Below are 21,512 nucleotides of genomic sequence, written 5' to 3'. Positions count from 1 at the left end.
CGATTTAATTTTTTAGGAGGCCTGAGATGCCCGCAATTTCAATTCAACAACTTTATATCCACGGTGCGCGCGTAGACGCCACCAGCGGTGAAGTCTTTACAACCCTGAATCCTGCCACTGGCGAAGTTTTAGCGCAGGTACAAGCTGCGTCGCAACAAGACGTAGAACGAGCCGTTGCCAGCGCCACAAAAGGTCAGCGTGTGTGGGCCGCTTTTACGGCGATGGAGCGCAGCCGAGTGCTGCGCCGGGCGGTCGAGATTTTGCGTGAACGCAACGATGAACTCGCAGATTTAGAAACCTTAGATACCGGTAAACCCGTGTCTGAAACTCGCTTTGTAGATATTGTGACCGGCGCCGATGTGCTGGAGTATTACGCTGGCCTAGCGCCCAGTATTGAAGGCCTACAAGTGCCGCTGCGCGCTAACTCTTTTGTCTACACCCGCCGCGAGCCATTAGGCGTTGTGGCTGGTATTGGCGCATGGAATTACCCGATACAAATCGCGCTTTGGAAATCGGCGCCAGCATTGGCTGCTGGCAACGCCATGGTCTTCAAACCCAGTGAGTTCACGCCACTGAGCACTTTAAAGTTGGCTGAAATCTACACCGAAGCGGGTCTGCCAGATGGCGTATTTAACGTACTCAATGGTCCCGGTGCCAGCGTAGGCACTTGGCTGACGGAACACGCTGGTATTGAGAAAATTTCCTTTACCGGTGGCACTGTAACGGGCAAAAAAGTGATGGCCAGCGCGTCTAGCTCTACGCTGAAAGAAGTGACTATGGAGTTAGGCGGTAAGTCGCCTCTGATCGTGTTTGCCGATGCCGATTTGGACAGAGCCGCCGACGTAGCCATGATGGCCAACTTCTATAGTTCAGGCCAGGTCTGCACCAACGCAACCCGAGTGTTCGTGCATCAATCCGTTAAAGCCAGTTTTGAAAGCAAAGTACTAGAACGCGTACGCCGTATTCGCATGGGCGATCCGCAAGTCATGGATACCAATTTTGGTCCGTTAGTGAGCGCGGCTCACATGGCAAACGTGCTGCGTTACATCAAATTGGGCAAGTCCCAAGGCGCCAAACTGCTGATTGGTGGCGAGCGCGAAATGAGTGGCGTATTGGGACAAGGCTCTTTTGTGCAAGCGACGGTTTTTACGGATTGCAGTGATGACATGACCATGGTCAAGGAAGAGGTTTTTGGCCCAGTCATGTGTATTTTGGGCTTTGAAGATGAAGCCGAGGTTATTTTCCGAGCCAACAACACACCTTACGGTCTAGCCGCAGGCTTGATGACTGCCGACCTTAATCGTGCGCACCGCGTGATTCATCAACTAGATGCTGGAATTTGCTGGATTAATACATGGGGCGAATCCGCCGCCGAGATGCCAGTGGGCGGCTATAAACAGTCCGGCGTTGGACGCGAAAACGGTCAGGAGACCTTGCGCCACTACACCCGTAACAAGTCTATTCAAGTAGAACTGGGTGATTACGCCTCGGTGTTTTAAATGCTCAAGCTATCGCAGAAAGAATTAACACTATGACTAAACAAGCTCAATACGACTACATCATTATTGGCGCAGGCTCAGCCGGTAATGTGCTGGCCGCACGTCTGAGCGAAGACGCTGACGTTAGCGTGCTGCTGCTAGAAGCTGGCGGCCCAGACTACCGGTTTGATTTCCGCACCCAAATGCCAGCTGCTTTAGCTTTTCCGCTGCAAGGCAAGCGCTATAACTGGGCCTATGAAACTGAACCCGAACCGCATATGGGCAACCGCCGCATGGAGTGCGGTCGCGGCAAGGGCTTAGGCGGCTCATCTCTCATTAACGGCATGTGCTACATACGCGGCAACGCCATGGACTATGACGGTTGGGCGCAACGCGCTGGACTAGAGGACTGGTCTTACGCCGATTGCCTGCCGTATTTTAGAAAAGCCGAAACGCGCGATATTGGCGCTAATGACTATCACGGGGACAGCGGTCCATTAAGCGTGACCACTCCGAAAGCGGGCAACAACGTTTTGTTTGAAGCGATGTGCGAAGCCGGTGTGCAAGCGGGCTATCCGCGCACCGACGATCTGAACGGTTATCAGCAAGAGGGTTTTGGTCCCATGGACCGAACGACGACGCCAGAAGGTCGGCGTGCCAGCACCTCGCGTGGTTACTTAGATCAGGCCAAACACCGGCCTAACTTAACCATAGTCACGCATGCGGTGACTGACCGTATTATTTTTTCTGGTCTGCGTGCTGTAGGCGTGGCCTATCTACACAAAGATCAACCGCAGAACGTCAGTGCTAAGCGCGAAGTCTTGTTGTGCTCTGGCGCAATTGCTTCACCGCAGATTCTGCAGCGCTCTGGTGTTGGTCCCGGCGACTTATTGCGTGGTCTCGACATAGCCGTCATTCATGACTTGCCGGGTGTTGGCGCTAATTTGCAGGACCACTTAGAGGTCTACCAGCAATATGAATGTCTTCAACCAGTCTCTGTAGTGGATTCTCTCAAACTAATGAATCAGCCTGCGATTGGCGCGCAATGGTTGTTTCTAAACAGCGGCATGGGTGCCAGTAACCAGTTTGAAGCCGGTGGATTTATTCGCTCATCTGAGAAGTTTGATTGGCCGAATATTCAGTACCATTTTTTGCCGATAGCTATCAACTACAACGGTAGCAAACCAATTAAGGTTCATGGCTTTCAGGCGCATATGGGTTCCATGCGTTCACCTAGCCGAGGTCATGTTCACCTGCGCTCAAAAGACCCACATGATCACCCCAGCATTTTGTTTAACTACATGTCGACCGAGCAAGACTGGACTGAATTTCGCACCGGGATTCGGATCACCCGTGAGATCATGCGCCAGCCTGCGATGGCGGCTTACACCGGTAAAGAAATCAGCCCGGGTGAGGGCGTGCAGACCGATGCTGAGTTGGATGAATTTGTGCGTCAAAACGCCGAGACTTCCTACCATCCTTGCGGCAGCAATGCCATGGGCTATGACGACATGGCCGTGGTTGATGCGCAGGGCCGTGTGCACGGAATACAAGCTCTGCGTGTGGTGGACGCGTCCATCATGCCGCAGATTGTCACTGGCAACTTAAATGCTCCCACTGTCATGATTGCGGAGAAAATTGCAGACCTCATCCGCGGACGTTCACCGTTGCAGCGTAGCCAAGCGGCTTACTTTAAAGTTGAACCTATGTCGCTAACGCATTCTTGATCGGTAGCGCTTGCATCATTTTTATGACGTTTGTCAATAACCGCTTCGCAATGCAAAAAGCCCGCCAAGGCGGGCTTTTATTCTTAGGCGCTAAGAATTACTTAGCAGCAGATGCTTTAGCAGCAGGAGCGGCTTCAGCTTTTGCTTTTTTAGCGGCAGCTTTTTCTTCTTTAGTCATTTTTGGTGCTTTAGCTGGCTTTTCAGCTTTAGCCATCGAAGATTTTGCCATTGGAGCGGCTTCGGCTTTAGCCATTGGAGCAGCTTCAGCTTTAACAGCTGGAGCAGCCATTGCTTTTGCAGGAGCAGCAGCAGAAGCTTTAACAGCAGGAGCTTGTGCAAATGCACCAGCAGCAAACAGACCAGAGATCAAGACAGCAAGGATTTTGTTCATTTGGATATTTCCTGAAATAACGTTGTTAGAAAAAACTACTTCGAAATTTCGAAGCTGTTAATGTAACGAGGTCAGTTCTCATTCGGTTGACAGCCGGTGTACATATTTTTTTACTGTTTGTGTTTACGACTAGAATTTATAAGTTATCACTGAAACTGCTAGAAGCGGATGAACATGTACTCCGCTCAGGCTAACTGGAGACTCTCGCACATGTATCAGCATATAAAGGTTCCTGCACAGGGCCAAAAAATCACGGTTAACGCCGACAATTCACTCAATGTGCCTAATGAGCCAATCATTCCCTTCATCGAAGGCGATGGCACTGGCGTAGACATAACCCCTGTGATGATCAAAGTGGTTGATGCCGTTGTTGCCAAGGCTTATGCCGGTAAGAAAAAAATTCATTGGATGGAAGTTTTCGCTGGCGAAAAGTCAACCAAAGTCTATGGCCCTGACGTTTGGCTACCGGAAGAAACCCTTAGCGCAGTGCGCGACTACGTTGTCTCGATTAAAGGTCCTTTGACCACTCCTGTAGGCGGCGGTATCCGTAGCCTTAACGTAGCCTTACGTCAGCAGCTCGATTTGTTCGTTTGCTTGCGCCCAATCCAGTATTTCGCTGGCGTGCCTTCGCCCGTCAAAGAGCCGCATAAAACCAATATGGTCATCTTCCGTGAAAATTCGGAAGACATCTATGCAGGTATCGAATTTGAGTCTGGCAGCGACAAAGCTAAAAAGCTGATTAAGTTCCTGCAAGATGAGATGGGCGTGACTAAGATCCGTTTTCCAGAAACTTCAGGCATTGGCATTAAACCAGTCTCCAGCGAAGGTACTGAGCGTTTGATGCGCAAAGCCATTCAATATGCTATCGACAATGACAAGCCAAGCGTGACCATTGTGCACAAGGGCAACATCATGAAATTCACCGAAGGTGGTTTCCGTGATTGGGCTTACGCACTGGCACAAACTGAATTTGGCGCTGAATTGATTGACGGTGGCCCATGGTGCCAGTTCAAAAATCCAAAGACTGGTAAAGAAATCATCATCAAGGACGTAATTGCTGATGCATTTTTGCAGCAAATTTTGTTGCGTCCATCCGAGTACAGCGTGATTGCCACGCTCAACCTCAATGGCGACTATGTCTCTGATGCCTTGGCAGCCCAAGTTGGCGGCATTGGCATTGCTCCCGGTGCAAACTTGAGCGACACCATCGCCATGTTTGAAGCCACGCACGGTACTGCACCAAAATACGCAGGTAAAGACTATGTGAATCCAGGCTCACTCATCTTGTCGGCCGAAATGATGCTGCGCCACATGGGTTGGACAGAAGCTGCTGACTTGATGATCAAGTCCATGGAACGTTCAATTAACTCCAAGAAAGTCACCTATGACTTTGCTCGCCTCATGGAAGGCGCTACCCAAGTTAGCTGCTCCGGTTTCGGCGACGTCATGATTGATCATCTGTAATTTTCCCGGTCTGCTCTGCAGTCCAACCGCCCGGAAGTAGTTTCCGCGGCGGTTTTTTTTGGCCTCATGATGCGTAATTCTTTTTTGTTAAATCTTGCTAGCTCAAAAGCCTTGAATTAGTTTAGATCAGCATCAGCTGTATCCTTAACCTACATCACCCCACACTATGCACAGTACTTTGGCGATGGATAGAATGATTTTTATGGTAACCAAACCCCCCAAGACTCCAACGCCACCTTCTGTGCCGCTTACTAAACCCGATGATGGGCGCGGTGGTGACGCAGTTGTACTCGAGCGTTTACCGCTTAAGACTCAGCCCCCTCAGATGTACCAAGTGGTACTCCTCAACGACGACTACACCCCTATGGAGTTCGTTGTGATGGTGATTCAGGAATTTTTTAATAAGGACATGGAAACTGCGACGCAGATCATGCTCAAAATTCATCTAGATGGCAAAGGAATATGCGGTGTGTTTTCGCGCGATGTTGCGGCTACCAAAGTTGACCAAGTTACCGAAGCGTCTAGAAAAAATGGTCATCCTCTTCAGTGTGTCAGCGAGCCCATTGAATTGTGAGCAATATGACCCATATTTAAAATAATTATGAATCAATCCTCAATCCCATCCGTCATCTCAGTATTCACATAGCAAGCCGAAAGGAAAATCAATGATCGCCCAGGAATTAGAAGTTAGCTTGCACATGGCCTTCGTCGAAGCGCGCCAGCAGCGCCACGAGTTCATCACAGTAGAGCATTTGTTGTTGGCCCTGCTGGATAACCCCAGCGCCGCAGAAGTACTGCGTGCCTGCTCCGCCAATGTTGATGACTTGCGTAAGGCTCTTAGCAATTTTATTAAAGACAACACCCCGCAAGTAGCCGGCTCAGATGATGTTGATACCCAGCCCACGCTGGGCTTTCAGCGCGTGATTCAGCGCGCCATCATGCATGTGCAATCTACTGGCAACGGCAAGAAAGAAGTCACAGGCGCAAATGTGCTGGTGGCTATTTTCGGCGAGAAAGACTCGCACGCTGTTTACTATCTCCATCAGCAAGGCGTGACGCGTCTGGATGTGGTCAATTTCATTGCCCACGGTATTAAAAAGACCGATCCACCAGAGCCTACCAAAGCTGGCGAGTCAGCTAGCGAGAACGAAGAAGGTAGTGAGAAAAACGAGAAAGCTTCACCGCTTGAGCTCTACACTCAAAACCTGAACCAACTCGCTAAAGAAGGCAAGATTGATCCGCTTATCGGGCGCCATTTCGAGGTCGAGCGCGTTATCCAAATTCTTTGCCGCCGGCGTAAAAATAATCCATTACTAGTCGGTGAAGCCGGCGTTGGCAAGACTGCGATTGCCGAGGGCTTGGCTTGGCGCATCACGCAAAAAGATGTGCCTGAAATTTTGGCAGAAGCACAGGTCTACTCACTAGACATGGGCGCTTTGCTGGCTGGTACCAAATACCGTGGAGATTTCGAGCAGCGTCTTAAGGGCGTGCTCAAAGCCCTCAAAGACAAGCCAAATGGCGTTCTGTTTATTGACGAAATCCACACCCTGATAGGTGCTGGCGCTGCCTCTGGCGGTACGTTAGACGCGTCGAATTTGCTCAAGCCTGCGCTCAGTTCGGGTCAGCTTAAATGCATAGGCGCGACAACCTTTACCGAGTATCGCGGTATCTTTGAGAAAGACGCTGCCCTTTCACGTCGCTTCCAAAAAGTGGACGTGGTCGAGCCTTCGGTGCAGGAAACTATAGACATTCTCAAAGGTCTGAAATCGCGTTTTGAAGAACATCACGGCGTGAAATACGCTTTGGCTGCGCTGCAAGCTGCGGCAGAGCTCAGTGCAAAGTACATCAACGACCGTCACCTGCCTGATAAAGCAATCGATGTGATCGATGAGGCCGGTGCTGCACAGCGTATCTTGCCGCCATCTAAGCGTAAAAAGATCATCACCAAGACAGAAGTTGAAGATATCGTGGCAAAAATTGCCCGTATTCCACCCGCTAATGTCTCTAACGATGACCGTGGCAAGCTCAAAACACTTGAGCGAGATCTCAAAAGCGTGGTTTTTGGTCAAGACAAAGCTCTGGAAGTACTCGCCAGCGCCGTCAAAATGGCACGTTCAGGCTTGGGTAAAGATGACAAGCCAATCGGCTCCTTCTTGTTCTCGGGTCCTACGGGCGTGGGCAAGACCGAAGCGGCTAAGCAATTAGCCTACATCATGGGCATTGAGCTGATCCGCTTTGATATGTCTGAGTACATGGAACGTCATGCGGTTAGCCGCCTGATTGGCGCACCGCCCGGCTATGTCGGGTTTGACCAAGGTGGTCTGCTGACAGAAGCTGTGACTAAGAAGCCGCATTGCGTTTTATTGCTCGATGAGATTGAAAAAGCCCATCCGGACATTTTCAATGTCTTGCTGCAGGTGATGGACCACGGCACGCTGACCGACAACAACGGACGCAAAGCAGACTTCCGCAATGTCATCATCGTTATGACCACCAATGCGGGTGCGGAAACCATAAATAAGGCAACGATTGGCTTTACCAATCCTCGTGAATCTGGCGACGAGATGGCTGACATCAAGCGCCTGTTCACACCTGAGTTCCGTAACCGCCTTGATGCGACGGTGAGCTTCAAAGCGCTTGACTCGACGGTCATCTTGCGTGTGGTTGACAAGTTCTTGTTGCAACTCGAAACCCAATTGGCTGAGAAAAAAGTCGAGGTCACTTTCACCGATACCTTGCGCACTTATCTGGGTAAAAAAGGCTTCGATCCATTGATGGGTGCGCGTCCAATGCAGCGCTTGATTCAAGACACGATTCGCCGTGCATTGGCCGATGAGCTGCTGTTTGGACGACTGACCGATGGTGGCCGTTTAACAGTAGACATGCTGGTCACGACGGATGAGAAGGGCATAGAAAATGGCGAAGTTCAGCTCGACATTCAGCCGCTGCCTAAAAAGGAAAGTAAGTCCAAGCCGGAAGCGGCAGAGCCGGCAGCTGAACCGAGTTAAACACTTGGCTTTGACAAGTCTGTAATTTCATATTTGTCCCAAAGGGCCGGCAGCATCACGCTGCCGGCCTTTTTTTTGAGACAAAAATACCAGTCCCCAGACATCGGTTATAAGACCGCATGGTCCCAACACTCCAAGCCGCATGACAAACCTCTCTACACGCAAGCCTTCGCATACTTTTGTCTGGCACGACTATGAGACTTTTGGTCTAAACACGAGGCGCGACAGGCCGTGTCAATTCGCCGCCATTCGCACCGATGCAGAGCTCAATGAAATTGGCGAGCCGCTAATGATTTACTGTCAGCCCGCCAACGACTATTTTCCGGATCCCGCATCCTGCTTGATCACCGGCATCACACCACAACTTTGTTTGTCTGAAGGTCTGCCCGAACATAGTTTTGCCGCTCAAATAGAGCAATGGTTAGGTCAGCCTGGCAGCATAGGTGTGGGCTATAACACCATACGCTTTGACGATGAAGTCACTCGCCACTTGTTTTGGCGTAACTTGATTGACCCCTATGCGCGGGAATGGAAAAACGGCTGTGGTCGCTGGGATTTACTGGATGTGACTCGTATGTGCTATGCCTTGAGGCCCGAAGGCATTAAGTGGCCGTTAAAGGAAGACGGCAGACCGAGCTTTAAGTTGGTTGATTTAGCGCGAGCTAACGGCTTGCTGCATGAGGCTGCACATGACGCGCTGTCCGACGTGCGCGCCACCATCGCGTTAGCTAGACTGATACGTCAAGCACAGCCCAAGCTGTTTGATTTTTGTCTAGGTTTGCACAAAAAAGACCGTGTCGCAGCAGAGCTTGGCCTGCCCACACGCCCGCATTTGGCACAACCGTTTTTGCACGTTTCAGGCATGTTCTCGCCAGAGCGTGGCTGTATGGCCATCATGTGGCCGCTGGCCATGCATCCGACTAATAAGAACGAGTTGCTGGCTTGGGATTTGAATCAAGACCCTAGCGAGCTAGCTTTACTTGACTTGGCCACACTGCGTCAGCGCATGTTTACCAAAAGTGCAGATTTACCGGAAGGCATCACGCGTCTGCCAATTAAGTCCATACACCTGAATAAATCGCCTATGGTTGTGCGCACTTTAAAAATTCTGCGGCCTGAGTTGGCAACTAAATGGGGTGTTGATTTAGATCTGGTTCACAGCCACGCCGCGATTGCAGCAGGTTTGCCAGACATGAGCGCTATCTGGCCTGATGTCTTTGAGCGTGAAGTTCTACCAAGACCAGATGTGGATGAAGACTTGTACGGTGGGTTTGTTGGCAACAACGATAGGCATCGCTTGAATGAATTGCTTGAGCTCTCGCCGCAAAAGCTGGCCATGAGTCGCGGCAGTTTTGACGATGAGCGTTTGCCAGAATTGCTGTTTCGCTATCGAGCACGCAACTTCCCCGATACCTTGAGCCCTGAGGAGGACCAGCGGTGGGAAGCTTATCGTACGGCCAAGCTGCTGGACGGGGAGGGTGGGGCGCGCAATGTTGACGCTTTGCTTGAGAGCTTAGAGAACTTGCAAGAAACGGCAGATGCGCGAGGCGAGCAGATTTTGTCGGCTTTGCAAGATTACGCCGAAGAAATTACGCCGCAGATTTAGGCCAGATCGACACCCCGCGTTGCTCGCTACACCAGCGCGGATATTTCTCCATTACCGCTGCGAATAATTCGCTCGTCTCCCAAGTCGCTAACCAATCGATTAATGCGTGCCACGGTCGCTGCGCAAACCAAGCGTCATCCGTGTGTGCAAATTGCCGTACAAAAGGCAACAACGCTATATCAGCCAGACTTGGCCTTGCACCAAACAGCCAGCCTTGGTGTTTGTCAAGATCGGCGTTAAGTGATGAAAGCCAGAGCGCAGCGCTGTCACGATTACTTTCTGCAAACCGCAGTAAATCATCTCCAGCCTCGAGAGCAAAACGGTGCGGGTATTTATAGCGGTCTAGCTGGCGCTTAAAGTTGCCGTCGTTATGCGCTATCAAACCCAACATGCTCGCCATGTCACCAAGCTCAGGCCTTAGCCAGTGCTGTGGGTCGTGCTGATGCAGCGCCCACAACATTACGTCTAAGCTTTCGTGCAGCACTTCACCATGGGGAAGAATCAGTACCGGCACACTGGCTTTAGCTGATGCGGCGATTAGCTCGGGTGGCTTATCGCGCAAAAGTACTTCGCGCAGTTCACATGTTTGAGCGCTCACAGCGAGCGCCATTCGCGCCCGCATCGCATAAGGGCAGCGGCGAAAGGAGTAAAGAATGGGCAGTGAAGTATTGCTGTTGGCAAGAGGCATAAGACTCAATGTAAAGCATTTGGATTGGTGTTTTAGTCGTCTACATCGAAGTTGACTAAGCAAGTAAATAGGTTTTTTTGCGTAGTTAGTTTTCGCAGAGAAACGTTTTTACTACCCAGTCCAGCAGTTCAAGATTGACTCTGTGTCACACCAATATGCGCCTGCTGCCGCGCATCGGCCAGATCAACTTGTCGCTGACGTTCGCGGTAACCTTGCTTTTGTAATTCGCTGGTTTTTGCATGGCAGTGGGAGCAGCTCACACCTAGCTCATAGAGCGGCGACTGGCGATCATGCTCGCTCAAGGGATCGCGACACGACCGGCACAGCGAAAATTTGCCCACTTGAAGGCCATGACCGACGGATACACGCTCGTCAAATACAAAGCATTCGCCATGCCAAGTGCTTTGCGCTGCCGGCACGGTTTCTAAGTATTTAAGAATTCCGCCCTCTAAGTGATAGACCTCTGTAAACCCACGTGATCGCAGCAGTGCGGTGGATTTTTCACAGCGAATTCCGCCGGTGCAAAACATCGCGACGCGCGGTTTTACGCCATCGGTTTCGGCGAGTTTTCCGCCGGCTTGCATTTCTTGTTCCACCCAATCGGGTAAGTCTGAAAAACTTTGCGTTGCTGGATTAACAGCGCCTTCAAATGTGCCTATGCTCACCTCGTAATCGTTGCGCGTATCGACTAGCACCACGCCGGGTTGAGCCAGTAAAGCGTTCCAATTTTCTGGTTTGACATACTCGCCGGCCATTAGCGCCGGATGTACATCCGGCACACCAAGGGTGACGATTTCACGTTTGAGCCTGACCTTCATGCGGTAAAACGGCATGTGTTTAGCCCAAGCTTGTTTGTGCTCAAGTGCTTTGAAACGGGCGTCTAGGCGTAGCCAAGCCAGCACAGCATTAACGTTTTCGGCAAGGCCGGCAATAGTGCCGTTAATGCCTTCTGGCGCTAACAGCAGTGTGCCTTTGACGCCATTGGCTTGGCAGCATTCAAGCAGTGGCGCCTGCAGTTCTGCGTAATCGGGAAGCTCAACAAATTTATACAGCGCAGCTGTTAGAAATTCAGACATTTTTCAAGCGGAATTGGATACGTTATTTGGTGCCAAAAATACGGTCTCCGGCATCGCCCAGACCCGGCAAAATGTAGCCGTGCTCACTGAGTTCGCGGTCAATCGCTGCGGTATAGATGTCTACATCTGGGTGGGCTTTACCCATTGCCGCTAAGCCTTCTGGGCAGGTCAGTAGGCAAACGAATTTAATCGACTTGGGCTTGAGTTGCTTTAAGCGCGTGACAGCTGCGATCGCTGAATTGCCGGTCGCCAGCATAGGGTCGACGATGATGATGTCGCGCTCCGCCATTTCTTGCGGCATTTTAAAGTAGTACTCAACGGGCTCTAGCGTGGTCGGGTCGCGGTACAGGCCGACGTGACCTATGCGCGCACCCGGCACCACGCTAAGCATGCCTTCCAAAATGCCATTGCCGGCGCGCAATATCGATACAAAAACCAGTTTTTTGCCATCAATCATTTGGCCAGTCATGGTCTCGAGTGGGGTTTGCACCTCGACATCTTGCAGCGGCATATCGCGTGTAACTTCATAGGCCATCAGACTAGATACCTCGTTGAGCAAGGTTCTAAAGGTGGTGGTTGATGCATCACTACGGCGCATCAAGGTCAGTTTGTGCTGCACTAAAGGGTGGGTGATGTGGTGTACATTGCGCATATTTTCTTGCTTTAGGTAGGTATTTGACTGCGCCGCGATGCGCGGCGCTGTGCGAGGAGCTTAACCTCAGTTAATTCAGTAGTCCACGCATTAGACCTTGCAACGAGGCGAGAATCGGCGCGTATTGAGCCGCTTTAAAGAAGGCGGAAATGAAAAAGTAAAATGCAGTCACTGGATTAAATCAATTAATCCAACTCTGAAGGGATTAGCTTGTGGCAGGTCATAGTAAATGGGCAAATATTCAGCACCGCAAGGGCAGGCAGGACGAAAAACGCCAGCGCATCTGGACTCGCGTGATGCGCGAGATCATGGTTGCCGCTCGCATGGGCGGCGGTGACTTAAGCGTTAACCCGCGTCTGCGTTTAGCAATCGAAAAAGCCAAGTCCGCTAATATGCCGGCCGAAAACGTCAAGCGCGGCGTTGACAAGGCCACCGGCAACTTAGAAGGCGTGAGCTACGAAGAAGTTCGCTACGAAGGCTACGGCATAGGTGGCGCAGCCATTATTTTGGACTGTATGACTGACAACCGTGTACGCACTGTGGCAGAAGTACGCCATGCTTTCCTTAAACATGGCGGCAACATGGGCACCGAAGGCTCGGTAGCGTTTCAGTTCAAGCACTGCGGTCAATTTGTTTTTGCCCCAGGCACGAATGAAGAAAAAGTCATGGAAGTTGCATTGGAAGCTGGCGCCGAAGACGTCATCGCTGATGATGAAGGCGCTATCGAAGTGCTGACTTCTTACACTGACTTTGAACGTATCAAGCAAGCCTTAGAAGTGGCAGGTCTGATTCCCGAAGTCGCTGAAATCACCATGCGCGCCGATAACAGCATTGAGTTAAGTCCAGAAGACTCGGCCAAAATGCAGCATTTGTTAGACATACTCGAAGACTTAGACGACACCCAGGCCCTTTACCACAACGCAGCATTATCCTGAGCGGCTTTGCCCTCGGTGATTCACAAGTTCAAACAAGCTAGCAAAACAGTTTTAAAAAAACGGGAAATTCAATGAAAGTATTAGTAGTAGGCGGCGGCGGCCGAGAGCATGCGTTGGCTTGGAAACTCTCCCAGTCACCCCGAGTAGGCTCGGTTTTTGTCGCACCCGGCAATGGCGGAACGGCGCTCGATGCGCGGCTTGAAAACCTCAACATCACCGATGTCGTCGCGCTGCGTGAATGGGCGCTGGAAAATAAAATCAGCCTAACCGTTGTTGGTCCAGAGCAACCTCTGGCTGCTGGCATTGTCGATGAGTTCAGAGCCCACGGTCTGCGCATATTTGGCCCGACCAAGGCAGCAGCACAGCTTGAGAGCTCTAAGGCTTTCTCCAAAGCCTTTATGAAGCGCCACGCCATTCCCACGGCTGAATACGAAACTTTCACCGACGCAACAGCTGCCCACGCCTACATCGATGTCAAGGGCGTGCCTATAGTCGTTAAAGCCGATGGCTTAGCGGCTGGCAAAGGCGTAGTCGTGGCTATGACCTTGGCTGAGGCGCATGAGGCGATTGACTTTATGCTGGCCACCGAGCCGAGTTTTAACCCTCTGGGCGTGACGCATAACGAGGGCGGCGCGCGCGTCGTGATTGAAGAGTTTTTGGTCGGCGAAGAAGCCAGCTTTATCGTCATGTGTGACGGCAAAAACGTCACTGCGCTGGCGACTAGCCAAGACCACAAACGCCTGCTCGATGGTGACATGGGCCCTAACACCGGCGGCATGGGTGCGTATTCACCGGCTCCAGTAGTTACGCCTGAAGTGCATGCCAAAGCCATGCGTGAGATTATTTTGCCGACTATCAAGGGCATGGAAAAAGACGGCATACCGTTTACGGGTTTCCTCTACGCTGGGCTGATGATTGATGCCCAAGGTAACCCCAAAACGCTGGAATTTAATTGCCGCATGGGTGACCCCGAAACCCAGCCCATCATGATGCGACTCAAAACCGATTTGCTAGAGGTCATGCTGGCTGCTACTTCTGGTGGCTTGGCAGATTTCACCCTTGAATGGGACAGAAGGCCGGCTCTTGGCGTTGTCATGGCGGCCCATGGTTACCCATTGCAGCCACGCAAAGGCGATGTGATTGCTGGCCTGCCGGTGTCTAAAGATGGTCCAGCTCCGGATAGCATGGTATTTCACGCCGCCACCCAAGCGCAGGGGAGTTCTACCTTGACCAGCGGTGGGCGTGTTCTGTGCGTTACCGCTCTGGGTAGCACGGTAAAAGCTGCGCAACAGCGCGCTTATGAAGTAGCCCATGAGATTCACTTTAATGGCGCGCAATACCGCAAAGACATAGGCTGGAGAGCCATTAAAATATGACACAAGCCGATGCACTCACACTGGGCGCACGCGCTTTTTTACTAAGTCTTCAGTCACGTATTGTGGCGGCAGTTAGCGGGCTTGACGGTCACGATTTTGTCGCTGATGCCTGGCATAAAGAGCCGGGCGAGCAACTGCAAGGCAATGGAATTACCAACATTCTTGAGCAGGGATCCGTTTTTGAACGCGCCGGTTGTGGTTTCTCGCATGTCAGGGGTGTGCGTCTACCAGCTTCCGCAACCGCTCACCGCCCTGAATTAGTTGGTGCACCGTTCGAAGCGCTGGGCGTGTCGCTGGTGTTTCATCCGCGCAATCCCTATGTGCCGACGGTGCATATGAATGTGCGCATGATTGTGGCTACACCGGTGAATGGTGGTGAGCCAGTGTGCTGGTTTGGTGGCGGCATGGATCTCACGCCTTATTACGGTTTCGAAGAAGATGCCGTGCATTTTCACCAAACCTGCAAAGACGCTTTATTGCCCTTTGGCGAAGATAAATATCCGCGCTTTAAAAAGTGGTGCGATGAATATTTTTACCTCAAGCATCGCAACGAGCAGCGCGGCATAGGCGGTATTTTCTTTGATGACTTCCAAGAGCTAGGGCCTCAGCGCAGCTTTGCCATGCTGCAAAGTGTGGCGAATGCTTTTTTGCTTGCCTATTTACCGATAGTGCATAAGCGGCAACACATGGCTTATGGTGAGCGTGAACGCGAGTTTCAGCTTTATCGGCGTGGTCGTTATGTTGAGTTCAATTTGGTGTGGGATAGAGGCACGCATTTTGGTTTGCAGTCGGGTGGACGCACAGAATCCATACTCATGTCCATGCCGCCTCTTGCGAGTTGGTCTTACCAGCGGCCGGTTTTACCCGGCTCGCCCGAGCAAAGCCTCTACAGCGACTTCTTACCCCGGCGGGAATGGCTGTGAGCGCAGCGATAAGGCGGCGAATCGGTATGTTCGGCGGCGCGTTCGATCCGCCGCATTTAGCCCATATTGCAATGGCTAAAGTAGCGCTAGAAACGCTCGATTTGACCGAGCTACATATAGTGCCCACCGGTAAAGCCTGGCATAAGAGTCGCGTGCTGAGCGACGCAGAACATAGACTTGCAATGGTCAAGTTAGCGTTTGAGAAAATGCCTGGTGTGGTGGTCGATGAGACCGAGCTCAATCGCACGGGGTCAAGTTTCACGATTGACACTTTAGAGGCGCTACAGGCGGCAAATCCAGAGGCACAACTTTGCTTAATTATTGGTACTGATCAGTGCGCTGCGTTCACGCATTGGCAGCGTTGGGAGGAGATCCTAAGAATTGCTATAATCTGCGTAGCTGATCGTGCAATATCTGCAGCTTCCCAAGCCCAGCTTGATGTTTTTACAGCCTCGCTCAACGCGTCGCCAAGCATGTCCAGGCAAGGTTTTTTAAGCCTATCAATGCCCCCCATGGCCCAAACTGCTACCCAGATTCGTGAACTCGTCGCCGCAAGCACCGGGGAAAACCCCGATCTTAGCGATTGGGTCCCAGAGGCTGTTGCGCGTTATATTTCACAGCATCATCTCTACACTGTCAGTTAAATTTTTACTCTTTCGAACACACAAAGCACTGCATGACTTCTACGCCTAAACCCACCAACACACTTGAGAAAAAAGATGTGCAGAAACTCCAGCGTGCCATCATCGATGGCCTGGAAGACGTCAAGGCGCAGGATATCCAAGTGTTTGACACCGAGCACATTACCTCGCTTTTTGAGCGCGTGATCATCGCCTCGGGAACCTCTAACCGCCAGACCAAAGCCCTCGCCGCCAGCGTGCGCGATGCGGTACGTGACGCTGGTTTTAGCAAACCCCGCGTCGAAGGCGAAGCCAACGGCGAATGGATTATTGTTGACTGCGGCTCAGCTGTGGCTCACATCATGCAGCCGACGATTCGTCAGTACTATCACCTTGAAGAGCTCTGGGGTGAAAAGCCAATCAAGCTCAAGTTGGGTTCTGCTGCCCCGTTAGTTAAGGCTTCAAAGCCTGAAGTAAAAGCAGAGCCGGCACCAGTAGTGAAAGTTGCGGCTAAAAAAGTAGCCGCAAAAACCGCAAAAGGTCGCGCTAAGCCAGCTGCCAAAGTGTTGGTTAAAGCACCTGTGCGTGACCATGAGCCAGGCTATATCGGTCGTTTGGGCAAGACCAGCGACTGGACGGCAAAGCGCAATGAAGCTGAAGTTCTTGAAGAGCCAAGCAAACCCGCTAGAGCTACTCGTGCCCCAGCCAAAACTGCTGCTGATAAAGCACCAGCAGTTAAAAAAGTTGCTGTAAAAACGGTTGCTGCTAAAGCACCTGCGAAAAAAGTCGCTGCCAAAACCACCGCCACCAAAACTGCAGCTAAGAAACCCCTAGTCGACAAGTCATGAGACTGACGATAGTAGCCGTAGGCCAGAAAGTGCCCGATTGGGCGCAGACGGCTTACGACGACTATGCCAAGCGGTTTCCGCCCGAATTAAAAGTCGAGTTAAAAGCTGTCAAAACAGAGCCGCGTGCCTCCAAAACATTGGATAACTTGCTGCTTGCAGAAAAGACCCGTATTGAAGGCGCTATAGCGCGTGGCACGCACATAGTTGCCTTAGACGAACGCGGCACGGCTGTCACCACGATGGCGCTGGCAGAGAGGCTAAAAGCCTGGCAATTGTCGGGCGATGATGTGGCCATTGTGATTGGTGGCCCAGACGGCTTAGATGCTGGCTTTAAGCGTGCCGCCCATGAACGAATTCGCTTATCAGACTTGACCTTGCCGCATGCCATGGTCAGAGTGCTACTCATTGAGCAGCTTTATCGGGCTTGGAGTATCACCATCAACCATCCTTACCACCGTGAATAAGGATTTAGCATGGCTCAATTTATCTACCTCGCCTCACAAAGTCCAAGGCGCCGGCAACTGCTTGAGCAACTAGGCGTTAGCTACGAGTTGTTGTTGCCGGAGCCGAATGAAGACGCCGAGGCACTTGAAAGAGTGCTTAAAAACGAAGCCCCTGCGGCTTATGTTATGCGCGTCACGGGTTTAAAACTCGACGCGGCGCTAGCGCGTCTCAAGCGTTTAAAACTTCCCGCTGCACCGATTCTTTGTGCTGACACTACGGTGGCTTTGGGAAGACGTATCTTTGGAAAACCCGAAGATGATGCAGACGCGGTCAGCATGCTTAGCGCGCTCTCAGGCAAAGCCCATAAAGTGCTCACCGCTGTGGCGGTGCAAAGTCCACTCGGCGCGCGCCATGCCGGCCTTTGTATTTCACAAGTTAATTTTGCCGACATGACTGAGCGCCAAATTCAAGCCTACGTTGCTACGGGCGAGCCACTCGGAAAGGCCGGCTCTTACGCTGTTCAGGGCAGGGCGGCGCTTTATATCAGCCGCATCAGCGGCAGCTACACTGGCATCATGGGCTTGCCGTTGCGCGAATGCGCATTGTTGCTGACGGCGGCCGGTTTGAACATTTAATCGCGATTTATCCAATCCATGCAACAAGACATACTGATTAATTGGTCACCACAAGAAACCCGCGTCGCCGTCATTGAATACGGCGCATTGCAAGAATTGCAGGTTGAACGCTCACTAGAGAGCGGCTTAGTCGGCAATGTCTATTTAGGCAAAGTTGTGCGCGTCTTGCCGGGCATGCAATCGGCCTTTATAGATATCGGTTTAGAAAAAGCGGCCTTCTTACATGTGGCCGACTTGATGAGCAGCATTAACAGCCGTCATGCTGATCAAGATGCAGCATCCGCGCCTCTCAAACCTATAGAAAAGCAGGTTTTTGAAGGCCAGTCTCTGATGCTGCAAGTGCTCAAGGACCCTATTGGCACGAAAGGTGCACGGCTCACCGCACAAATCAGTATTGCGGGTCGCTTGCTAGTTTTTTTACCGCAGGACAATCACATCGGCGTGTCGCAAAAAATTCCACCCAATCAACGTGAGGTTTTGCGCCAACGTGTTCAAACCTTGGCCGGTGAGTTGGGTGGCGGTTTCATATTACGCACCAATGCAGAAGAAGCCAGCGACAGCGAGTTAGCCGAAGATATTGCCTACCTTCGTAAAACCTGGACTCGCATCAAGCAAGCTTCGCTGCGCTTACCGCCAGCTTCGGTTTTGCATCAAGACCTTAATTTGTTGCAACGAGTGCTACGCGATATGGTGGTCGAGGGCACGCAAACCATACGTATTGATTCGCGTGAACAGTTTGAAAAACTCACCAGCTTCGCTACTGAGTTCATGCCATCGACACTGCCGAAATTACAACTCTATGCCGGTGAGCGGCCAATTTTTGATCTCTTCAATATTGATGAAGACATTGCCAAAGCTTTAGGTCGCCGCGTTGACCTTAAGTCTGGCGGCTACCTCATCATCGACCAGACAGAAGCACTGACCACGGTAGACGTCAATACCGGTGGTTTTGTCGGCGCGCGTAATTTTGATGAGACGATTTACAAAACCAATCTCGAAGCCTCACAAGCTATCGCGCGCCAATTACGGCTTCGCAATTTAGGCGGTATTGTGATCGTCGACTTTATCGACATGCTCAAAGAAAACCACCGCGATGCGGTGCTGGCCGAATTTAAAAAACAACTCGCACGCGACCGCATCAAAACATCTGCGAATGGTTTTTCTGCGCTCGGATTGTTAGAGATGACACGTAAGCGCACCCGTGAATCACTGGCCCAACAGCTTTGTGAACCCTGCCAAGCTTGCTTGGGCAAAGGTGTGGTCAAGACCGCACGCAGCGTGAGTTACGACATCTTGCGTGAAATTTTGCGCGAAGCCAGGCAGTTCAATCCGCGTGAATTTCGCGTGATCGCCTGCCCCAAAGTGATTGAAATTTTTCTCGACGAAGAAAGTCAACACCTAGCGGGGTTGAGTGAATTTATCGGTAAGCCGATTTCGCTGCAAGCCGAAGCCAGCATGGCGCAGGAACAATACGACATCGTTTTGCTTTGATTTAGGCTCTTATGACTGTTACCAAAAACGCCAGTCCAATACCAATATTGGTCTATCACCAGATCGCCGTGGCGCCAGAAAAAGGCAGCCCAAGCGGAAGTGCGTTTCGCAGCCTGTATGTAGCGCCGTCAGCTTTTGCGCGGCAAATGCTGCTGCTCAAAATTTTGGGTTATCAAGGTCTGTCTATGACGGCACTTGAACCGTATTTGCGCGGCGAGCGTCATGGCAAGGTGGTGGGCATTACGTTTGACGACGGCTACTTAAACAATCTAACCGATGCCTTGCCTGTTTTGCAGCGTCATGGATTTAGTTCTACTTGTTATGCCGTGAGTAGCCAAGCCGGTCAGACCAATAGTTGGGATCTTAAAACTGGTATCGCACAAACCGCGCTAATGGACGCAGGGCAAATGCGGCAATGGGTTGCAGCTGGGCAAGAAATTGGTTCTCACACGCGCAGTCATGTTCATTTGACTGCATTAGATGACGCAGCCAGTAGCGCTGAGATTGCGCTGGGGCGTAGCGATCTTGAAACTATGTTGCAGACATCCGTCACGCAATTTTGCTATCCCTATGGCGAGTATAAAAACACTCACCTTGAGATGGCGCGTCAGCATGGTTTTAGCGCCAGCACCACCACAGCGCGCAGTCGCTGTCATGCCGGTGCAGACATGCTGGCGTTGCCGCGCGTGAGCATTGTTCGTTCCACCACGCTGGCGCATTTTTTGCTCAAGTTACTGACTTCTTATGAGGATGGGCGATAAGCACGATGCTAAAAGCCAGTCACAAACGATTGCGTATTGCAGTTTTAAACCGGCATTTTTCATCTCGCTCAGGCGGTGCTGAGCGCTACTCGACCTCGCTGGTTGAAGAGCTCGCCAGTCGCCACGAGATTCATGTTTTCTCACAAAGCACAGACCATGACTGGCCAGACGTAACCTACCACCACGTCAGCATGCCTTTGCGGCGACCGCGTTGGTTTAATCAGCTCTGGTTCGCAACTTCGACTTGGTGGGCGACACGCAAAGGTTTTGATGTTGTGCACTCACATGAAAACACTTGGCATGGCGCGGTGCAGACCGTGCATGTGTTGCCAGTCAAGCACAATCTTTTTCACGCTCGCAGTGGTTTTAGACTTGTTATGCGATGGATAAAAGTTCTTACCAGTCCAAGGTTGTTGGTGTATTTAGGATTGGAAAAACTTCGCTATGCACCTCAAGTCGGACGCGCCGTTGTGCTCACATCATCTAGCTTAGAAGAAATCTTTATAGCAACCTATCCCCAAGCGGCCAGCATGTGCAGCGTCATCACACCCGGGGTACGCTTGCATCCCTATCCTCAGTTAGCGGGTGTTCGCGCTAACGCAAGACACGCGCTAGGCTTACCGCAAGAACGTTTTTGTTTTTTGTTGGTGGCCAATGACATGCGAAAAAAAGGCTTGCCAGCATTGATTCAAGCTTTGCGCCTGTTGCCTGATGACACTGTTTTAGCGGTGGTCGGTCATTCCAAACAGTTGCCGCAATTCAAACTTCAAGCGCAGCAAGCCGGACTAGAGCAGCGGGTGTTTTTCCTGGGCAGCTTGAACGACGTCGGGCCGGCTTATCAGGCGGCTGATTGCTTGGTCCATCCCACGCTAGAAGATACTTTTGCCATGGTAGTTTTAGAAGCCATGGCTTTTGGTTTGCCAGTGGTGGTGAGCAGTGAAAGTTATTGCGGCATTTCCGGAATGCTTAAAGATAAGGTCAATGCACTGCTACTAGAGAATCCACGCGACGTTTCCGCACTAACTGCCGCCTTGCGAGAAATTTGTCAGAGTGAAAGTTTGCGTAACTCTTTAGGTCAGGCCGCGCGTAAATTCGCCACACGTTTTGAGTGGAGTGAGATAGCACGGGATCAAGAGAAGCTTTATTTTGCAGCTTCAAATTCAGACAAAATTTAGACGGTCGCCCTATCTTTTTTGCGTATGCGTTTCGTTTGCGTCCAATCAACTCACGCTGTTTTGCTAACGTCATAGTCAATAAACGTTGCAGTGCTGAAAATGTTTTTAACACAGACTAAAGTTGTTTAAGGTTGATTTTTAATCTTCAGCCTGATTTTTTTAGCTATTGTCTGTGCGTGTAATTTTTTATTGCTACAGGTCTAAATTAAGCATG

20 protein-coding genes are annotated in these 21,512 nt (G+C 51.2%); 16 read left to right on the top strand and 4 right to left on the bottom strand.

Going from position 1 to position 21,512, the window contains the following annotated elements:
• Window positions 1-26: 26 nt before the first annotated feature.
• Window positions 27-1,499 carry a betaine-aldehyde dehydrogenase gene (betB, locus tag HC248_RS09290; protein ID WP_168922258.1) on the top strand — a complete coding sequence of 491 codons (1,473 nt, stop codon included), beginning with the start codon at window positions 27-29 and terminating at the stop codon, window positions 1,497-1,499.
• A gap of 32 nt (window positions 1,500-1,531) precedes the next feature.
• Entirely contained in the window at window positions 1,532-3,205 is a 1,674-nt protein-coding gene (gene betA, locus HC248_RS09285) for a choline dehydrogenase (RefSeq protein WP_168922257.1), read from the top strand.
• A 97-nt stretch (window positions 3,206-3,302) separates the two neighbouring features.
• Here betA and HC248_RS09280 read toward each other — a convergent pair whose 3' ends face one another.
• On the bottom strand, window positions 3,303-3,596 hold the full coding sequence (locus HC248_RS09280) for a cell envelope biogenesis protein TolA (RefSeq protein WP_168922256.1): 294 nt from the start codon (window positions 3,594-3,596) through the stop codon (window positions 3,303-3,305).
• Between the two features lie 210 nt (window positions 3,597-3,806).
• On the opposite strand from HC248_RS09280, the gene icd reads away from it, so the two are divergent.
• The 4 genes from icd to sbcB all read left to right on the top strand — a co-directional run bounded on the left by icd (window position 3,807) and on the right by sbcB (window position 9,674).
• Window positions 3,807-5,060 carry an NADP-dependent isocitrate dehydrogenase gene (icd, locus tag HC248_RS09275; RefSeq protein WP_168922255.1) on the top strand — a complete coding sequence of 418 codons (1,254 nt, stop codon included), beginning with the start codon at window positions 3,807-3,809 and terminating at the stop codon, window positions 5,058-5,060.
• 202 nt (window positions 5,061-5,262) lie between these two features.
• Window positions 5,263-5,634 carry an ATP-dependent Clp protease adapter ClpS gene (gene clpS / locus HC248_RS09270; protein WP_168922254.1) on the top strand — a complete coding sequence of 124 codons (372 nt, stop codon included), beginning with the start codon at window positions 5,263-5,265 and terminating at the stop codon, window positions 5,632-5,634.
• A gap of 91 nt (window positions 5,635-5,725) precedes the next feature.
• Window positions 5,726-8,068 (top strand): ATP-dependent Clp protease ATP-binding subunit ClpA, encoded by a 2,343-nt coding sequence (gene clpA / locus HC248_RS09265; RefSeq protein WP_168922253.1) that lies wholly within the window; start codon window positions 5,726-5,728, stop codon window positions 8,066-8,068.
• Window positions 8,069-8,210: 142 nt separating this feature from the next.
• Window positions 8,211-9,674, top strand: coding sequence for an exodeoxyribonuclease I (gene sbcB / locus HC248_RS09260; protein ID WP_168922252.1), 1,464 nt, complete (start codon window positions 8,211-8,213; stop codon window positions 9,672-9,674).
• Here sbcB and HC248_RS09255 read toward each other — a convergent pair.
• The 3 genes from HC248_RS09255 to upp form a co-directional block, all read right to left on the bottom strand.
• Window positions 9,658-10,362 carry a glutathione S-transferase gene (locus HC248_RS09255; protein WP_168922251.1) on the bottom strand — a complete coding sequence of 235 codons (705 nt, stop codon included), beginning with the start codon at window positions 10,360-10,362 and terminating at the stop codon, window positions 9,658-9,660. The genes sbcB and HC248_RS09255 overlap by 17 nt on opposite strands.
• Before the next feature lie 128 nt (window positions 10,363-10,490).
• Window positions 10,491-11,438, bottom strand: coding sequence for an oxygen-dependent tRNA uridine(34) hydroxylase TrhO (gene trhO, locus HC248_RS09250; RefSeq protein WP_168922250.1), 948 nt, complete (start codon window positions 11,436-11,438; stop codon window positions 10,491-10,493).
• A 22-nt stretch (window positions 11,439-11,460) separates the two neighbouring features.
• Window positions 11,461-12,090, bottom strand: coding sequence for a uracil phosphoribosyltransferase (gene upp, locus HC248_RS09245; RefSeq protein WP_168922249.1), 630 nt, complete (start codon window positions 12,088-12,090; stop codon window positions 11,461-11,463).
• Between the two features lie 212 nt (window positions 12,091-12,302).
• Between upp and HC248_RS09240 the strand changes: the two genes are divergently transcribed.
• From HC248_RS09240 to HC248_RS09195, 10 genes are all read left to right on the top strand, one after another.
• The gene (locus tag HC248_RS09240) at window positions 12,303-13,025 is read left to right on the top strand and encodes a YebC/PmpR family DNA-binding transcriptional regulator (protein WP_168922248.1); all 723 of its coding nucleotides are present in this window, start codon (window positions 12,303-12,305) and stop codon (window positions 13,023-13,025) included.
• A 71-nt stretch (window positions 13,026-13,096) separates the two neighbouring features.
• Window positions 13,097-14,401 carry a phosphoribosylamine--glycine ligase gene (purD, locus tag HC248_RS09235; RefSeq protein WP_168922247.1) on the top strand — a complete coding sequence of 435 codons (1,305 nt, stop codon included), beginning with the start codon at window positions 13,097-13,099 and terminating at the stop codon, window positions 14,399-14,401.
• Window positions 14,398-15,324, top strand: a complete 927-nt coding sequence (hemF, locus tag HC248_RS09230) for an oxygen-dependent coproporphyrinogen oxidase (protein ID WP_168922246.1) — start codon at window positions 14,398-14,400, stop codon at window positions 15,322-15,324. Before purD ends, hemF begins: the two co-directional genes overlap by 4 nt.
• Entirely contained in the window at window positions 15,321-15,968 is a 648-nt protein-coding gene (nadD, locus tag HC248_RS09225) for a nicotinate (nicotinamide) nucleotide adenylyltransferase (RefSeq protein WP_238342588.1), read from the top strand. The genes hemF and nadD overlap by 4 nt, the downstream gene beginning before the upstream one ends.
• A gap of 32 nt (window positions 15,969-16,000) precedes the next feature.
• Window positions 16,001-16,792: a ribosome silencing factor gene (gene rsfS / locus HC248_RS09220; RefSeq protein WP_168922244.1), complete on the top strand. Its 792-nt coding sequence runs from the start codon at window positions 16,001-16,003 to the stop codon at window positions 16,790-16,792.
• Window positions 16,789-17,256 carry a 23S rRNA (pseudouridine(1915)-N(3))-methyltransferase RlmH gene (gene rlmH / locus HC248_RS09215; RefSeq protein ID WP_168922243.1) on the top strand — a complete coding sequence of 156 codons (468 nt, stop codon included), beginning with the start codon at window positions 16,789-16,791 and terminating at the stop codon, window positions 17,254-17,256. Before rsfS ends, rlmH begins: the two co-directional genes overlap by 4 nt.
• 9 nt (window positions 17,257-17,265) lie before the next feature.
• Window positions 17,266-17,871, top strand: a complete 606-nt coding sequence (locus tag HC248_RS09210) for a Maf family protein (RefSeq protein ID WP_168922242.1) — start codon at window positions 17,266-17,268, stop codon at window positions 17,869-17,871.
• An 18-nt stretch (window positions 17,872-17,889) separates the two neighbouring features.
• On the top strand, window positions 17,890-19,362 hold the full coding sequence (gene rng, locus HC248_RS09205) for a ribonuclease G (protein ID WP_168922241.1): 1,473 nt from the start codon (window positions 17,890-17,892) through the stop codon (window positions 19,360-19,362).
• An 11-nt stretch (window positions 19,363-19,373) separates the two neighbouring features.
• Window positions 19,374-20,123: a polysaccharide deacetylase family protein gene (locus tag HC248_RS09200; protein WP_168922240.1), complete on the top strand. Its 750-nt coding sequence runs from the start codon at window positions 19,374-19,376 to the stop codon at window positions 20,121-20,123.
• 5 nt (window positions 20,124-20,128) lie between these two features.
• Window positions 20,129-21,298, top strand: coding sequence for a glycosyltransferase family 4 protein (locus HC248_RS09195; RefSeq protein WP_168922239.1), 1,170 nt, complete (start codon window positions 20,129-20,131; stop codon window positions 21,296-21,298).
• The last annotated feature ends 214 nt before the right edge of the window (window positions 21,299-21,512 follow it).

This window comes from Polaromonas vacuolata, assembly GCF_012584515.1.
Classification (GTDB): Bacteria; Pseudomonadota; Gammaproteobacteria; order Burkholderiales; family Burkholderiaceae_C; genus Polaromonas; species Polaromonas vacuolata.
This window is presented reverse-complemented; position numbering and strand designations above follow the sequence as displayed.

Bases quoted from the DNA above. Each gene is read 5' to 3' on its own strand.
- betB (WP_168922258.1), top strand. From the start codon at position 27: ATGCCCGCAATTTCAATTCAACAACTTTATATCCACGGTGCGCGCGTA.
- betA (WP_168922257.1), top strand. From the start codon at position 1,532: ATGACTAAACAAGCTCAATACGACTACATCATTATTGGCGCAGGCTCA.
- HC248_RS09280 (WP_168922256.1), bottom strand. From the start codon at position 3,596: ATGAACAAAATCCTTGCTGTCTTGATCTCTGGTCTGTTTGCTGCTGGT.
- icd (WP_168922255.1), top strand. From the start codon at position 3,807: ATGTATCAGCATATAAAGGTTCCTGCACAGGGCCAAAAAATCACGGTT.
- clpS (WP_168922254.1), top strand. From the start codon at position 5,263: ATGGTAACCAAACCCCCCAAGACTCCAACGCCACCTTCTGTGCCGCTT.
- clpA (WP_168922253.1), top strand. From the start codon at position 5,726: ATGATCGCCCAGGAATTAGAAGTTAGCTTGCACATGGCCTTCGTCGAA.
- sbcB (WP_168922252.1), top strand. From the start codon at position 8,211: ATGACAAACCTCTCTACACGCAAGCCTTCGCATACTTTTGTCTGGCAC.
- HC248_RS09255 (WP_168922251.1), bottom strand. From the start codon at position 10,362: ATGCCTCTTGCCAACAGCAATACTTCACTGCCCATTCTTTACTCCTTT.
- trhO (WP_168922250.1), bottom strand. From the start codon at position 11,438: ATGTCTGAATTTCTAACAGCTGCGCTGTATAAATTTGTTGAGCTTCCC.
- upp (WP_168922249.1), bottom strand. From the start codon at position 12,090: ATGCGCAATGTACACCACATCACCCACCCTTTAGTGCAGCACAAACTG.
- purD (WP_168922247.1), top strand. From the start codon at position 13,097: ATGAAAGTATTAGTAGTAGGCGGCGGCGGCCGAGAGCATGCGTTGGCT.
- hemF (WP_168922246.1), top strand. From the start codon at position 14,398: ATGACACAAGCCGATGCACTCACACTGGGCGCACGCGCTTTTTTACTA.
- rsfS (WP_168922244.1), top strand. From the start codon at position 16,001: ATGACTTCTACGCCTAAACCCACCAACACACTTGAGAAAAAAGATGTG.
- rlmH (WP_168922243.1), top strand. From the start codon at position 16,789: ATGAGACTGACGATAGTAGCCGTAGGCCAGAAAGTGCCCGATTGGGCG.
- HC248_RS09210 (WP_168922242.1), top strand. From the start codon at position 17,266: ATGGCTCAATTTATCTACCTCGCCTCACAAAGTCCAAGGCGCCGGCAA.
- rng (WP_168922241.1), top strand. From the start codon at position 17,890: ATGCAACAAGACATACTGATTAATTGGTCACCACAAGAAACCCGCGTC.
- HC248_RS09200 (WP_168922240.1), top strand. From the start codon at position 19,374: ATGACTGTTACCAAAAACGCCAGTCCAATACCAATATTGGTCTATCAC.
- HC248_RS09195 (WP_168922239.1), top strand. From the start codon at position 20,129: ATGCTAAAAGCCAGTCACAAACGATTGCGTATTGCAGTTTTAAACCGG.